At 45.1% G+C, this 15,469-nt stretch carries 15 protein-coding genes; 12 read left to right on the top strand and 3 right to left on the bottom strand.

The window, feature by feature from the left end:
• Position 1: 1 nt before the first annotated feature.
• On the bottom strand, positions 2 to 1,132 hold the full coding sequence (locus tag M1D30_RS09785) for a HAMP domain-containing sensor histidine kinase (RefSeq protein ID WP_248503498.1): 1,131 nt from the start codon (positions 1,130 to 1,132) through the stop codon (positions 2 to 4).
• Between the two features lie 120 nt (positions 1,133 to 1,252).
• On the opposite strand from M1D30_RS09785, the gene M1D30_RS09780 reads away from it, so the two are divergent.
• The 7 genes from M1D30_RS09780 (at position 1,253) to M1D30_RS09750 (ending at position 7,189) form a co-directional block, all read left to right on the top strand.
• Positions 1,253 to 1,771 carry a DUF177 domain-containing protein gene (locus M1D30_RS09780; RefSeq protein WP_248503496.1) on the top strand — a complete coding sequence of 173 codons (519 nt, stop codon included), beginning with the start codon at positions 1,253 to 1,255 and terminating at the stop codon, positions 1,769 to 1,771.
• 22 nt (positions 1,772 to 1,793) lie between these two features.
• A complete protein-coding gene (rpmF, locus tag M1D30_RS09775; protein ID WP_081778395.1) occupies positions 1,794 to 1,985 on the top strand; it encodes a 50S ribosomal protein L32 in 192 nt (63 codons plus the stop codon).
• Positions 1,985 to 2,986 (top strand): beta-ketoacyl-ACP synthase III, encoded by a 1,002-nt coding sequence (locus tag M1D30_RS09770; RefSeq protein ID WP_248503494.1) that lies wholly within the window; start codon positions 1,985 to 1,987, stop codon positions 2,984 to 2,986. Before rpmF ends, M1D30_RS09770 begins: the two co-directional genes overlap by 1 nt.
• Positions 2,987 to 3,149: 163 nt before the next feature.
• Positions 3,150 to 4,412: an esterase family protein gene (locus tag M1D30_RS09765; RefSeq protein WP_248503492.1), complete on the top strand. Its 1,263-nt coding sequence runs from the start codon at positions 3,150 to 3,152 to the stop codon at positions 4,410 to 4,412.
• 121 nt (positions 4,413 to 4,533) lie between these two features.
• A complete protein-coding gene (gene era / locus M1D30_RS09760) occupies positions 4,534 to 5,418 on the top strand; it encodes a GTPase Era (RefSeq protein WP_248503489.1) in 885 nt (294 codons plus the stop codon).
• 71 nt (positions 5,419 to 5,489) lie between these two features.
• On the top strand, positions 5,490 to 6,803 hold the full coding sequence (gene der, locus M1D30_RS09755) for a ribosome biogenesis GTPase Der (protein ID WP_248503487.1): 1,314 nt from the start codon (positions 5,490 to 5,492) through the stop codon (positions 6,801 to 6,803).
• Positions 6,803 to 7,189 (top strand): hypothetical protein, encoded by a 387-nt coding sequence (locus M1D30_RS09750; RefSeq protein ID WP_248503485.1) that lies wholly within the window; start codon positions 6,803 to 6,805, stop codon positions 7,187 to 7,189. Before der ends, M1D30_RS09750 begins: the two co-directional genes overlap by 1 nt.
• 58 nt (positions 7,190 to 7,247) lie before the next feature.
• Here M1D30_RS09750 and M1D30_RS09745 read toward each other — a convergent pair whose 3' ends face one another.
• Both M1D30_RS09745 and M1D30_RS09740 read right to left on the bottom strand, forming a co-directional pair.
• On the bottom strand, positions 7,248 to 8,006 hold the full coding sequence (locus tag M1D30_RS09745; protein ID WP_248503483.1) for an ABC transporter ATP-binding protein: 759 nt from the start codon (positions 8,004 to 8,006) through the stop codon (positions 7,248 to 7,250).
• Complete coding sequence (locus M1D30_RS09740) at positions 8,003 to 8,749, bottom strand: ABC transporter permease (protein ID WP_248503481.1); 747 nt, start codon at positions 8,747 to 8,749, stop codon at positions 8,003 to 8,005. The genes M1D30_RS09745 and M1D30_RS09740 overlap by 4 nt, the downstream gene beginning before the upstream one ends.
• 146 nt (positions 8,750 to 8,895) lie before the next feature.
• On the opposite strand from M1D30_RS09740, the gene lptB reads away from it, so the two are divergent.
• From lptB to recQ, 5 genes are all read left to right on the top strand, one after another.
• Positions 8,896 to 9,678: an LPS export ABC transporter ATP-binding protein gene (gene lptB / locus M1D30_RS09735; RefSeq protein ID WP_248503479.1), complete on the top strand. Its 783-nt coding sequence runs from the start codon at positions 8,896 to 8,898 to the stop codon at positions 9,676 to 9,678.
• Positions 9,679 to 9,797: 119 nt separating this feature from the next.
• Positions 9,798 to 11,156, top strand: coding sequence for a trigger factor (gene tig / locus M1D30_RS09730; RefSeq protein WP_248503477.1), 1,359 nt, complete (start codon positions 9,798 to 9,800; stop codon positions 11,154 to 11,156).
• Positions 11,157 to 11,263: 107 nt separating this feature from the next.
• On the top strand, positions 11,264 to 11,926 hold the full coding sequence (gene clpP, locus M1D30_RS09725) for an ATP-dependent Clp endopeptidase proteolytic subunit ClpP (protein WP_248503476.1): 663 nt from the start codon (positions 11,264 to 11,266) through the stop codon (positions 11,924 to 11,926).
• On the top strand, positions 11,923 to 13,152 hold the full coding sequence (gene clpX / locus M1D30_RS09720; protein ID WP_248503475.1) for an ATP-dependent Clp protease ATP-binding subunit ClpX: 1,230 nt from the start codon (positions 11,923 to 11,925) through the stop codon (positions 13,150 to 13,152). The genes clpP and clpX overlap by 4 nt, the downstream gene beginning before the upstream one ends.
• Positions 13,153 to 13,170: 18 nt before the next feature.
• Entirely contained in the window at positions 13,171 to 15,357 is a 2,187-nt protein-coding gene (recQ, locus tag M1D30_RS09715) for a DNA helicase RecQ (RefSeq protein ID WP_248503474.1), read from the top strand.
• Positions 15,358 to 15,469 lie beyond the last annotated feature (112 nt).

Raw genomic sequence — 15,469 nt, 5'->3', positions numbered from 1 at the left:
TCTATCTCTTTAATTCTATGCGGAACGTGGTGCCGCGTCCTACTTCTGATTCCTTGACGTAGATGCGCCCCTTGTGGTATTCTTCAACAATACGTTTGGCCAATGATAAGCCTAAACCCCAGCCACGTTTTTTGGTGGTAAAGCCTGGGCGGAATACATTGCTGATATTCTTCTTCTTAATACCTTTACCCGTGTCAACCACCTCCACAGCCACGATGTCGTCTTCTTCTAAAAGCCATAAGTCAATCTTGCCGGCATCACCCTCCATGGCATCTACGGCATTCTTGCATAGGTTTTCAATAACCCATTCGAATAGTGACGCGTTGGTTTTTACCATTACAGCATGGTCAGGATAATGTCCTTTGATGCTGATTTTCTGTGATGTACGCTTGTCCATGTATTCTATAACACGGTCTAGGAGTTCTTTCATCTCGGTGTCAACGGGCTCGGGCATTGAGCCAATCTTAGAGAATCGCTCTGCAATTCGTTCCAGTCGCTTGACGTCCTTTTCCATCTCTGGAATGAGCTCATCGTCAGGGTGGGTCTCTTTGAGAACTTCTACCCATGCCATCAAACTTGAAATAGGGGTGCCTAACTGATGGGCTGTTTCCTTGGATAGGCCTACCCATACCTTGTTCTGTTCTGCTCGTTTGGCCGTGAGTATGGCAAATACGGCCACAATGGCAAAGATGAGAACAACGGCTAGCGCCCAGTAGGGATAGTAGGTAAGACGCTTTAGCATGATAGACTCGTCGTAGCATACTTGCTGGTAGTCGCCGCCAAGTTCAATTCTTATTACGTTACCCGCCTGTTTCATTCGCATGGCATACGTTGCAACGTTGGACGAGTCTTCAATATTACGATAGTCCATTACGTGGTCTTTTGAGTCAAGTACAATGACTGGAATCGTGTTGTTGCCCTCCATTACTTGGGCTACCAAGAGCAGGTATGACATCTCGTCCTCTTGGTTTAATGCCTCCATGGCCTTTGCCCAAACCTCCATCTTGTTGCGCTCTTCTGTTTGAAGATCGCGCACCAAATAATGTGAGGCCAGAAGCGCCGCTCCTGCAATGAGGATTGCTACTGCCACCAGCCATATTTTTACTTGTCTAATCTTATCAGTCCACTGCATTGTATAGACTATTTGTCGGCAAAAATACGTAATTATTCTGAAAAAATAGCAAGAAAGTGATGAAAAATTGAATGAATTAGAAAAAAATGTTGTACCTTTGCACCCGCTAAAAGAGTGTATATGTGTAACTTAGAGCGATTTGATATTGATTTAAAGGCACTTACGGACGAGAATACCTCTCTTTCGTGGGAGTTGGATAGTCAGTTTTTTCAGTCACTCGAGGGTGCTCAGGTGCAGGATGGTTCTTTGCACGTGTCGGGGTCTATACGCAAGGCCGTCGGCTTTTTTGAACTACAGCTGCATACTGACGGCACAGTTCGCATTCCCTGCGATCGCTGCTTAGAGATGATGGATCAGCCCATTGAGACCGACCTCCGCTTGGTGGTGAAACTGGGATGCGAATACCAAGAGAATGATGACATCATTACCATCGATGAGAATGAAGGCGTTCTTCATTTGGCATGGTTCATCTATGAGTCTATCATACTGGCGGTACCCATCCAGCACGTTCATCAACCTGGCGATTGTAACGATGCTATGATGCGGGTGCTCAACGAGCATTCGGCTGCCCGAAGCAGCGATGCGGACGCTAAGGAGATTGACCCTCGTTGGGAAGCTCTGAAAAATTTAAAGGTTTAAAAATTAAAAATATTAAAGAATTATGGCACATCCTAAAAGAAGACAATCAAACACTCGTACCGCTAAGCGTCGTACTCACGACAAGGCTGTAGCTCCTACGCTGGCAGTATGCCCCAATTGTGGCGCTTACTATGTGTATCACACCGTATGCCCCACTTGTGGTTACTATCGTGGCAAGGTTGCTATCAAGATGGACGAAGAGGTAGCTGAATAATGGGAAAGATTAACGCGATCATCACCGGCATTGGAGGTTATGTGCCCGACTATGTCCTCACTAATGAGGAACTGTCGCGCATGGTCGACACCAACGATGAATGGATTATGACGCGTGTCGGAATCAAGGAGCGCCGAATCCTCACAGAAGAGGGTCTCGGCACTTCTTATATGGCGCGCAAGGCAGCCAAGCAGTTGATGCAGAAAACGGGTGCTGACCCCGATTCTATCGATGCAGTTATCGTTGCTACATCAACGGCCGACTATCATTTTCCTTCAACAGCCAGCATCGTAATCGGCAAGTTAGGTCTGAAGAATGCTATGGCATTCGACTTCTGGGCTGCTTGCTGCGGATTCCTCTATTCGCTCGACGTTGCTTCGTCAATGATTCAAAGCGGTCGTTATAAGAGAATTATCCTGATTGGTGCTGACAAAATGTCGTCTGCAACAGACTATAAGGATCGTAATACTTGTCCGCTCTTTGGTGACGGTGCAGCAGCAGTAATGCTTGAGGGTACTGAGGAGGAGAACATCGGTTTGATGGATTCTTATCTGCGTACCGATGGTCAGGGACTTCCCTTCCTTCATATGAAGGCGGGTGGTTCAGTTAGTCCTGCTAGTCACTTCACCGTTGATCATCGTATGCACTACTGCTATCAAGAGGGTCGTACGGTGTTCCGTTATGCTGTGACAAATATGAGCGACGACTGTGCCCTTATTGCCGAACGCAATGGCTTGAGCAAGGATAACATCAATTGGGTGGTGCCTCATCAGGCAAATATGCGTATCATTGAGGCTGTGGCCAAGCGTTTGGAGTTGCCTATGGACCAGGTAATGGTTAATATTGAGCACTTCGGTAATACGTCGGCTGCAACTATTCCTTTGGCTCTCTGGGAGTATGAGTCCAGACTGAAGAAGGGTGACAATATCATTATGACTGCCTTCGGAGCAGGTTTCGTTCATGGAGCCAACTATCTCCGTTGGGCTTATGATGGCAAATAATTTTTATACAAATATTCTAAGGAGCGAAGCACTAGGATAAAGTGCTTCGCTTTTTTTATGTCTAAATGTTAATGTTGCTTAACAAGTGGCTGGCTCTGTTTTACTTTTATTCTTTCAAAACGTCAAAAGGTCGAAACATTTTTTAATAACTAAATAATAACCTATGAAACAGCTATTTTTGTTTGTGGCAGCAGCCCTTTTTTCAATGACGGCATCTGCTCAGTTTGGCGGTCAGAGAGGAAATCAGAAAGTTCCTTCTGTCGTTGCCGGTGTTGAGGATTTTAAACCTGCATCCAGTAACCAGGATAATAAACAGTATCCCATGGTTAACTCAGAGCGTATGGTTCGTGCCCAGATTTCGGCTCCCGATGCTAAGGAGGTCGGTCTCGATATTGGTGGCAAGATTTATTTGATGACAAAAGATGAGAATGGTGTGTGGACAGGCACTTCGGCTCCCCAGGATGAGGGCTTCCACTACTATCAGTTGAATATCGATGGAGCTTCTGTTCCCGATCCAGGTAGTCTTTACTATTATGGTGCCAGTCGTTGGGGTAGCGGTATTGAGATTCCTTCGGCTGATCAGGATTTTTGGCAAGTGAAGAATGTGCCTCAGGGTTCAGTGAGCGAAGTGTTCTATTGGTCAACCTATACTGAGAAGATGCGTCGTTGTCATGTATATCTGCCTGCTGAGTATTATACGAATCCCACTAAGAAGTTCCCTGTTCTGTATCTGCAGCATGGTATGGGAGAGAATGAGTATGGTTGGGCAGAGCAGGGCCATACTGCTCAGATTTTAGATAATCTGATTGCAGAGAAGAAGGCCGTTCCTTGTATCATCGTGATGGATAATGGACTGAACGCCAATCGTCCTGGTGAGCAAGGTGGATTCGGAAGCGGTCAACGTCCACAGCGTCCTCAGGGCGCTCAGGGTGCCGCACCTCGTGGCCAGCGTCCACAAGGAGCTCCTGGACAGGCTGGTCCCCGTCGTGGTGGATTTGGCGGTTTTGGTGGCTTCTCAGAGGGCTTTAAGAACGTGCTGTTCAATGATATTATCCCGATGGTCGAGAAGAATTATCGCGTGATTGCTGATCCTCAGCATCGTGCTTATGCAGGCCTTTCTATGGGTGGTATGCAGGCTCGTGAGATTACACTTGCTAACCCTGAGAAATTTGCTTATGTTGGTTCTTTCAGTAGTGGCGCGTGGAGCGTTGACCAGGTGAAGGAGTCTAATGGCTTTACCAAGAACGTTAAACTGCTCTTTATGAGTGGTGGTGGTAAGGAGAATATGGGCTGCGTTGAGGCAGCAAAGAATATCCATGACCAGCTTGGTATGAACGCTGTTGGTTATGAGTCTCCTGGAACAGCCCATGAATGGCACACCTGGCGTCGTAGCCTATATCAGTTTGCACAACTCATTTTTAAATAATTAATTGTTCTTAGTACTGGGAATCCGGATGGCTTGGGTCGTCCGGATTCTTTTTTTTGTTTCGTAAAAGTTTGGCAGTCTCAGGAAAAATACCGAAATTTGCAGCACAAATAAAAAACACATGAAACATAAAGCAGGATTCGTAAATATCGTGGGCAATCCCAATGTGGGAAAGTCTACATTGATGAACCAATTGGTGGGCGAGCGTATCTCTATTGCCACCTTCAAGGCTCAGACTACTCGTCATCGCATCATGGGTATTGTTAATACCGACGATATGCAAATTGTTTTTAGTGATACCCCAGGTGTACTGAAGCCTAATTATAAACTACAGGAATCGATGCTGGCATTCTCTGAGTCGGCACTGACAGATGCGGACGTTCTTCTTTATGTTACCGATGTTGTGGAGACCCCTGAGAAGAATATGGAGTTCTTGGAGAAGGTTCAGAGAATGACAATTCCAGTACTTCTCTTGATTAATAAGATTGACGAGAGTGACCAGAAAACGTTGGGGGATATTGTTGAAAAGTGGCATGCGCTTTTGCCAAAAGCAGAGATTCTGCCTATTTCTGCCAAGAATAAGTTTGGTACAGATATCTTGTTAAAACGTATTCAGGAACTGTTGCCCGAGAGCCCGGCATTTTTTGATAAGGATCAGTTGACAGACAAACCTGCTCGCTTCTTTGTTTCGGAGATTATCCGCGAGAAGATACTCCTTTTCTATGATAAAGAAATTCCTTATTCCGTAGAAGTAGTCGTGGAGCAATTTAAGGAAGATGATCGGCAGATTCATATCAACGCTGTTATCTATGTAGAACGCGACTCTCAGAAAGGTATCATTATTGGTCATCAGGGCGTGGCTTTGAAAAAGGTGTCTACAGAAGCTCGTAAAGCTCTTGAAAAATTTTTCGATAAGCATATTTATCTGGAGATTTTCGTCAAGGTTGACAAAGATTGGCGCTCGTCCCAGAAGGAACTGGATAACTTTGGATACAATCCTGATTGAGTATAAAAAAGAACTGAAACGTTGTTCGTTTCAGTTCTTTTTTGTAACTTTGCACCCAAATAATACGTATTATGGGTAATTTAGTAGCTATCGTGGGCCGCCCCAATGTGGGCAAGTCCACCTTATTCAACCGTCTGACAAACTCTCGTCAGGCTATTGTGAGCGACGAGGCTGGAACCACCCGTGACCGCCAATATGGCAAGTGTGAATGGTGTGGTAACGAGTTCTCGGTGGTCGATACTGGTGGCTGGGTAGTCAACAGTGACGATATCTTTGAGGAGGAAATTCGTAAGCAGGTGATTATTGCTACAGAGGAGGCTGACTTGGTTCTTTTTCTCTGCGATATTAAGAATGGTGTGACCGATTGGGATATGGATGTGGCGCAGATTCTGCGTCGTGCCAAACTGCCTGTGTTGTTGGTAGCTAATAAGGCTGACGATAACAAGGATACCTATGGGCAGTATGAGTTTTATAAACTTGGCCTAGGTGATCCTTTCTGTATCAGTGCAGCCACAGGAAGTGGTACGGGTGACCTGCTTGACAAGGTTGTTGAGACTCTGCCTAAGAAAGATAAAGATAATCTTGAGGATGGTATACCCCGTTTTGCAGTGGTAGGTCGTCCTAACGCTGGTAAGTCGAGCCTGATTAATGCTTTTATCGGTGAGGATCGTAACATCGTGACTGATATCGCTGGCACTACGCGTGATAGTATTTATACACGCTACGATAAGTTTGGCTTTGACTTCTATCTGGTCGACACTGCAGGTATCCGTCGTAAGAACAAGGTTTCAGAGGATCTGGAGTTCTATAGTGTGATGCGCTCTATCCGTGCTATCGAGAATAGTGATGTGTGTGTGCTGATGATTGACGCCACCCGTGGTATCGAGGCGCAGGATATGAATATCTTCCAACTGATTCAGAAGAACAATAAATCGCTGGTGGTAGTTGTGAACAAATGGGATCTGGTAGAGGATAAGTCGCAGATTGTCATTAAGACTTTCGAGGAAGCTATTCGCAAACGTATGGCTCCTTTTGTGGATTTCCCCATTATCTTCGCTTCAGCACTGACCAAACAGCGTATCTTTAAGGTGCTTGAGACTGCCAAGGAGGTGTATTTGAATCGTAAGGCTCGCATTGGCACTAATAAGCTTAACGAGGTGATGTTGCCTATCATTGAGGCTACACCGCCCCCCTCAATCAAGGGTAAGTATATTAAGATTAAATACGTCTCGCAGGTGCCTGACACGCAGATTCCTACATTTGTGTTCTATGCTAACCTGCCACAGTATATTAAGGAGCCTTATCGCCGTTTCCTGGAGAACCAGATTCGTCAGCATTGGACACTGACGGGTTCGCCAATCAACGTGTTTATTCGTCAGAAGTAATGAGGCGTATCCTACTTTTACTGATGGCTATTGGATTGGTGTCCTGTGGTGGTGCTGAATCACCAGAAGAGGCTGCCATGAAAGCTGCCGAGGAGTACTATAATGGTCTAAAGGATGGCGACTATGAGGCTTTCTTGGCAGGACGTGCTGATATGGAGGGCATGCCAGCCTCATTTAATGAACAGTTGTTGGTGGCTTATAAACAGTTTGTCCGTCAGCAGGAAGAGGCGCATGTTGGTATTACTTCTTTCACGGCCTCTCGTGCCCAAATGGACTCGGCTCTCCAAATGATGCAGGTTTTCCTAATGGTTAACTATGCTGATAGTACACAAGAGGAAATCGTTGTTCCAATGGTGGAATGTCAAGGTGAATGGAAAATGAAATAATAAAAAGAATGAGGTAGATGATAAGTCTGCCTCATTCTTTTTATGTTGTTATAGAAATTTATTTCCTGATTGCCTCACGCATCTCTTTTAATAAGTCGCTTGCAAAGATAAAGTCGGTGAGTCGTTGGTTGGTGCTGTTCATGATCTCTGATGAAACACCCTGCCATTCCTTATGACCTTCAAAGATAAAGATAATATTCTCACCAATGCCCATCACAGAGTTCATGTCGTGGGTGTTGATGATAGTGGTCATGTTAAATTCCTGTGTGATGCTGTGAAGCAATTCGTCAATGACAAGTGATGTCTTTGGGTCAAGACCTGAGTTTGGCTCGTCGCAGAATAGGTATTTGGGGTTTAGTGATATGGCACGGGCAATGGCCACACGCTTCTGCATGCCACCCGAAATCTCGCCAGGATACTTTTTTTCGGCACCCACCAGGTTCACTCTGTCCAAGCAGTACATGGCTCGTTCCTTGCGTTCTCGATAGGTCATGTTTGAGAACATGTCCAAGGGAAACATCACATTTTCAAGTACTGAGAGTGAATCAAAGAGAGCAGCGCTTTGGAAAATCATACCCATCTCACGGCGCATCATCACTTTCTCCTGCTTTGACATCTGTACAAAGTCGCGCCCGTCGTAAAGCACTTGTCCGCTTGTGGGCTCAAAGAGTCCTACGAGGTTCTTCATCAGTACGGTCTTTCCTGATCCGCTTTGTCCGATAATCAAGTTGGTCTTGCCGTCTTCAAACACGGTGGAGATACCCTTTAGCACCTCTCTGTCGTCAAAACTTTTATGTAGGTCTTTTACTTCAATCATGACAATAACTGTGTTAGGAAGACATCAGAGAATAGAATAAGCACACTTGATGATACAACGGCATCTGTAGAAGCTTTGCCAACGTTGACGGAACCACCCTCGACGGTATAGCCGAAGAAGGCAGGTACGCTGCTGATGATAAAGGCAAAGAACTGGCTCTTGATGATGCTCATCCATAGGAACCAAGGCACGAAGTCGTGCTGCAAACCCAGTGTCAAATCGTCAGGAGGCATGATATGGCCGATATAGGCGGTGCCGTAAGCGCCCACAATACCCATTGAACTTGAAAAGATGACTAATATGGGCATCAGTGTAAGCATGCCGAGTATCTTGGGTAGGATGAGGTAGCTGGCCGAGTTGACACCCATAATTTCAAGCGCGTCAATCTGTTGAGTTACGCGCATTGTGCCTATTTCAGAAGCGATGTTCGAACCAACTTTGCCAGCCAATATCAGACACATAATACTGCTCGAAAACTCCAATAGCATGATTTCGCGAGTGGTGTAGCCAGCCACCCAACGTGGCATCCATGGACTCTCGATGTTGACCTTCATCTGGATGCAGATAACGGCACCGATGAAAAACGAGATGAGTAGCACGATGCCAATGGAGTTGATGCCCAATTGCTGCATCTCCTTGACATACTGCTTCCAAAACATTCTCATCCTCTCGGGCATTGAGAATGTGCGTCCCATCAGTATGATATATCGGCCGAACGTGGTCAGCCAGCGGTGTATTAGCATGTTACTTTTATATCATTAAAAACCCGTGCAAAGTTAGCAAGTTTTTCTTAAATCGCCAACTTTTTACCAATATATAGACGTAAATTTAAAAAATATTTTTGTTATGTGTCTGGCTTTTCGTACCTTTGCATGCAAAATCGATAAAGATGGAAGAACAGATTGAACTGAGAGCTGAGGGCTTGGTGAAACGGTATGGCAAACGCACGGTGGTGAACGATGTGTCGTTCAACGTGCGCCAGGGAGAAATTGTGGGATTGCTGGGACCTAACGGTGCAGGAAAGACCACATCGTTCTATATGACCACAGGACTGGTGCTGCCCAACGGCGGACATATCTATCTGGGAGACGACGAGGTGACGGACTTTCCTGTGTATAAGCGTGCTCGCTTGGGTATCGGTTACTTGGCTCAGGAGGCATCTGTGTTCCGCAAGATGTCGGTGGAGGACAATATCCTCTCGGTGCTCGAGATGACAGGTAAGCCTCGCGAGTATCAGCTGGAGAAGTTGGAGAGCCTGATCAAGGAGTTCCGACTGCAGAAGGTGCGCAAGAACAAGGGCGACCAGTTGTCTGGTGGCGAGCGTCGTCGCTGCGAGATTGCCCGTTGTCTGGCCATCGAACCTAAGTTCATTATGCTCGACGAGCCATTCGCAGGTGTGGACCCCATCGCCGTAGAGGATATCCAGTTTATCGTGTGGAAGTTGAAGGACCGCAACATCGGTATCCTGATTACAGACCACAATGTGGAGGATACCCTTTGTATCACGGACCGTGCCTATCTGCTGTTTGAGGGCCGCATTCTGTTTCATGGTACGCCTGAGGAGTTGGCTGCCAACCAGATTGTGCGCAAGAACTACCTTACCGACTCGTTTGTGTTGCGTCAGAAAGATTTCCAGAAACTGGAGGAAGAGCGCAATAAGGCCGGCATTTGATGATGAAGAAGAGACGATTTGAGTAGTTAAAAAAACGTAAACATGCTGATTTTACGTCAATAATGTGTAATTTTGCACCCCAAATCGAAAATAATAATATAAATAAGGTATAAAAAGAGATGAATATCAAATTTGAAAGTGCCGATAAGATTAATGGTTTGATGACTATTACCATTGAGCAGGCCGACTATCAGGAAGCAGTTGACAAGAAGTTGAAGGAGTATCGCAAGAAGGCTCAGGTGCCTGGTTTCCGTCCTGGAATGGTACCTATGGGTCTGATTAAGAAGCAGTATGGCACAGCCGTGAAGGTTGACGAGGTAAACCGCATTCTTGGTGAAAAACTCTACGACTATGTTCGTGAGAACAAGATTCAGATGTTGGGCGAGCCTATGCCCAACGAGAAGAAGCAGCAGCCTCAGGATTTGCAGGGCGATGGTCCCTTCGAATTCGTATTCGATATTGCTGTAGCTCCCGAGTTTAAGGCTACTTTGAATGGAAAAGATAAGATTGATTATTACACCATCAAGGTTGACGATAAGCTGATTGACGATCAGGTGCAGATGTATGCTTCGCAGGCAGGTGAGTTCGTTGAGGCTCAGGAGTGGAGCGGTAACGATACCTTGAAGGGCGACTTGCGTCAGCTTGATGCCAATGGTAATACACTGGAAGGTGGTGTTACCACCGAGGGTGGCATGATCATGCCTTCATATATTAAGGGTGAGGATGAGAAGAAGAAGTTCGAAGGCTGCAAGCCTGGCGACATCATTACCTTCAACCCCAAAAAGGCTTATCCCGATAATGATGCTGAGGTGGCTGCCCTGCTTAAGGTAGATAAGGAGCAGGTGAAGGACTTGGAGAGCGATTTTAGCTTCCAGGTGACCGAGATTCGTCATTACCAGCCCGCGGCTGTTGATGCTAAGCTCTTCGAGAAGGTGTTTGGCGAGGGCGTTAAGGATGAGGCAGACTTCCGTCAGCGCATTGCTGATAACGCTAAGGTTCAGTTGGCTGCCAACAGCGATTATAAGTTCCTGCAGGATGTTCGTAAACATGTCGAAAAGAAAGTTGGTGAGCTTCAGTTCCCCGAGGCTCTTCTGAAGCGTGTAATGCTGAATAATAATAAGGATAAAGGTGAGGAGTTTGTTGAAAAGAACTTCAAGGCTTCTATCGACGAACTGAAGTGGCACCTTATCAAGGAACAGTTGGTTGCTGCTGCTGAAATTAAGGTCGAGGAGGCTGATTTGAAGGCTGTGGCTAAGGATGCTATCCGTGCTCAGTTCGCTCAGTATGGCATGACTAATGTTCCTGATGATATCTTGGAGAACTATGCAGCTGAGCAGATGAAGAAGCGTGAGAACGTAGATAACCTTGTTGATCGCGCTGTTGATGTGAAGCTTACTGCAGCCCTGAAGGGTATTGTTAAGCTGAATGAGAAGGAGGTTACTCTGGATGAATTTAATAAGATGATGCAGGAGGCGTAAAGGCCCCATATTATAATTCTTTAACCAAAAAAAAAGAGTCGGGATGATATTCATCTCGACTTTTTTTTGTAATTTTGTATTTAGAATTTGAAAAAACGAAGAAAACGATGAACGATTTTAGAAAGTATGCAACTCGGCATTTGGGCGTTAACGGTCAGGTGCTGGATGATGTGATGGCAGCTCAGGCACAGTATATGAATCCGTATATTTTGGAAGAGCGCCAGCTGAATGTAACGCAGATGGATGTTTTCTCACGATTGATGATGGACCGCGTGATTTTTCTCGGTACAGAGGTCAACGACTATACAGCTAATGTTTTGCAGGCCCAGTTGCTCTATCTGGATGCAACCGATCCTGGTAAGGATATTAATCTTTATATCAATTCTCCTGGTGGTAGCGTCTATGCCGGACTGGGAATCTATGATACAATGCAGTTTATCAGTAGCGATGTGGCTACTATCTGCACTGGTATGGCAGCTTCTATGGCTGCAGTGCTACTGGTAGCCGGCCAGGAGGGTAAACGTTCTGCTCTGACTCACAGCCGGGTAATGATTCATCAGCCTCTGGGTGGCGTGCAGGGACAGGCTTCGGATATTGAGATCGAGGCTCGCGAGATTCAGAAACTGAAGAAAGAACTCTATACCATTATTGCTGAGCACTCGCACACGGATTATGATAAGGTGTGGAGCGATTCCGACCGCAACTATTGGATGACGGCTGAGGAAGCGAAGGCTTATGGTATGATTGATCAGGTGCTGACTAAGAAATGAAGAAAGAATGTAATTTCTGCGGACGTAGTGAGCGTCAGGTAAGACTGCTCATTACGGGTCTTAATGGCTATATCTGTGAGGATTGTGCCAAGCAGGCATTTCAAATTGTTAAGGAGTCGGGATTAGATAGTGCTGCTTCTCAGGGAAAGAAAGGAAAGTTTGAACCTAAGAGCAATGTGCCTAAGCCCCGCGAGATTAAGGAATATTTGGATCAGTATGTCATCGGACAGGATGAGGCCAAGCGCTTTCTTTCTGTTGCGGTGTATAACCATTATAAGCGTTTGCAGCAGCCTGTAGACGAGAAAGATGGTGTAGAGATTGAGAAGTCTAATATTATAATGGTGGGTTCAACAGGTACTGGTAAGACTTTGTTAGCTCGCACCATTGCCAAACAATTGGACGTACCCTTTACCATTGTGGATGCAACGGTTCTGACCGAAGCTGGTTACGTGGGTGAGGATGTTGAGAGCATCTTGAGTCGACTGCTGCAAGTGGCAGACTTCGATGTGAAGGCGGCTGAGCGTGGTATTGTATTCATTGACGAGATTGATAAAATTGCCCGTAAGAGCGATAACCCCAGTATTACTCGTGATGTGAGTGGTGAAGGTGTTCAGCAAGGACTTCTGAAACTACTTGAGGGGACGATAGTAAACGTGCCGCCCAAGGGTGGACGAAAGCATCCTGACCAGGATTATATTCACGTTGATACGCGAAATATCTTGTTTGTTTGTGGTGGTGCCTTCGATGGTATAGAGCGTAAGATTGCTCAGCGTTTGAATACACATACAGTGGGATATAATTCTGTTCAAAACGTACGCAAAATAGATAAGGATGACCTTATTAAATATGTGCAACCACAAGATTTGAAGGCTTTTGGATTGATTCCAGAAATTATCGGCCGTCTGCCTGTGCTGACCTACCTAAATCCTCTGGATCGGGCAGCGTTAGAGAAGATCTTGACGGAACCAAAGAATTCTATCGTTAAGCAATATATGAAATTGTTTGAAATGGACGGCGTAAAACTGTCATTCGCTCCAGAGGCACTTTCTTATATTGTGGATAAGGCAGTCGAATATAAATTGGGTGCCCGTGGACTTCGATCTATTGTGGAGGCTATCATGATGGATGCAATGTTCGAGGTTCCATCGAAAAAACTGAAGACATTCGAGGTGACTGTTGATTATGCAAAGGAACAACTTGAAAAAAGTGTGGCTTTAGGCAAATAAGACATGTAGAAGAAGCCTATGACAAAAGAAAAAGATAATCTGAATGAAGCCCTCCGTCGCTATTTTGGTTTTGATATGTTCAAAGGCGATCAAGAGGCAATCATTCGCAATGTGTTGGATGGACATGACACTTTTGTGCTAATGCCTACAGGCGGTGGTAAGTCACTGTGCTATCAGTTGCCTTCTCTGCTCATGGATGGTGTGGCCATTGTTATCTCGCCACTCATCGCATTGATGAAAAATCAGGTAGACTTTATTACGCATCTGAGTGAGCATGAGGGAACGGCACATTTTCTGAACTCATCGCTCAACAAAGCGGCTATAGATCAGGTGAAGACGGATATTCGTGAGGGTAGAACGAAGTTACTCTATGTGGCACCTGAATCATTAACGAAGGAAGATAATGTTGAGTTCCTGAAAACGGTAAAGATCTCGTTCTATGCAGTAGATGAGGCACACTGTATATCGGAGTGGGGACATGACTTCCGTCCAGAATATCGTCGCATTCGTCCGATTATTAACGATATAGGTAAAGCTCCGATTATTGCTTTGACAGCAACGGCTACTGATAAGGTACGCACGGACATTAAGAAAAATCTGGGTATTGTAGATGCTACGGAGTTTAAGAGTTCGTTTAATCGTCCGAACCTGTATTATGAAGTACGACAGAAAACAAAGGATATTGATAAGGACATCGTGCGCTTCATTAAACAGCATTCTGGCAAGAGCGGAATTATCTATTGTCTCTCGCGTAAGAAGGTCGAGGACTTGGCTGATGTACTTCGTGCTAATGATATCAAAGCTGCTGCTTATCATGCTGGTTTGGATTCGGCAACACGCTCTCAGACGCAAGACGATTTCTTGATGGAACGTATTGACGTGATTGTGGCTACTATCGCCTTTGGTATGGGTATTGATAAACCTGATGTTCGTTTTGTTATTCACTACGATATACCAAAGTCTTTGGAGGGCTATTATCAAGAAACGGGACGTGCTGGTCGTGATGGTGGTGAGGGCATCTGCCTGGCTTTCTATAGTTATAAAGATCTGCAGAAACTGGAAAAGTTTATGGAGGGGAAACCCGTGGCTGAACAGGATATTGGTCGTCAGTTGCTGCAGGAGACGGCTGCCTATGCGGAAACGTCTGTATGCCGCAGAAAGATGCTGTTACACTATTTTGGAGAGCAGTATGATAAGGATAACTGCGAGAACTGCGATAACTGTCTGCACCCAGGAACGAAACTTGATGCACAAAACCAATTGGTGATTGCCTTAAAAGCTATTCTTGCTATCAAAGAGAACTTTCGAAGTGATTATGTAATTGATTTTATCACTGGTCGCGATACAAATGAGATTGTGGCTCATAAGCATCAAGATCTCGATGAGTTCGGATCTGGTGAGGATGAAGATCCTAAAATCTGGAATCCTGTGATCAGACAAGCTCTTATAGCGGGTTATCTAAGAAAAGAAGTGGAGAACTATGGTTTGTTGAAAGTGACCAGTTCTGGAAAAAGATTCATTAAAAACCCAACAACGTTTATGGTCGTTGAGGATCATGAGTTTGGTGAGGATGAAGAACCTGCAGGGCAAGAGAATGGTGCAGGTGCATTAGATCCCACTCTTTCCGCAATGTTACATGACTTGCGTAAGAAATGGTCGAATAAACTGGAACGTCCACCTTATGTTATCTTTCAGGATGTGTCAATCGAACAGATGGCCACCGATTATCCTATTACACTTGAGGAATTGAAAGGTATTCAGGGTGTGGGTGATGGTAAAACGCGTCAACCTTATGCCAAGGATTTCGTAGATTTGATTAAGAGATACTGCGAAGAAAACGATATTGAACGTCAGTCAGACTTGCGCGTCCGTACTAAACCAAAGGATTCTATGCGCAAACTGAAGATTCTGCAAAATATTGACCGTCGCATTGCCTTGGATGATATTGCCAATGCATTAGGTATTGAATTCGAGGAACTCTTGGACGAGTTGGAAGGAATCGTACTTTATAGCGGTAATAAGATTAATATCGATTACTTCCTTGATGAGATTATGGACCCGGAGGATATTAATGATATCCTTGATTATTTCTCTGAACAGGAACAAGATGACTTGGCTGCTGCGTTTGAGGAGTTCGGTCCCGACTTTTCTGAAAACGAAATCCGCTTGGTTCGCATCAAGTTTATCTCGGATATGGCAAACTAACAGTTAACAAGTTAGAATTAAGAGTTAAGAATTAAGAAAAATGCTTGTCATGAGCAAATTTCTTAATTCTTAATTTTTATATCTTGATAAAAATGAGTATCTTTGCACGCAA

It is taken from the genome of Prevotella sp. E15-22 (assembly GCF_023204875.1).
GTDB lineage: Bacteria > Bacteroidota > Bacteroidia > Bacteroidales > Bacteroidaceae > Prevotella.
Note: the sequence above shows the minus strand (reverse complement) of the source record. Positions and strands in the feature narration are given on the sequence as shown.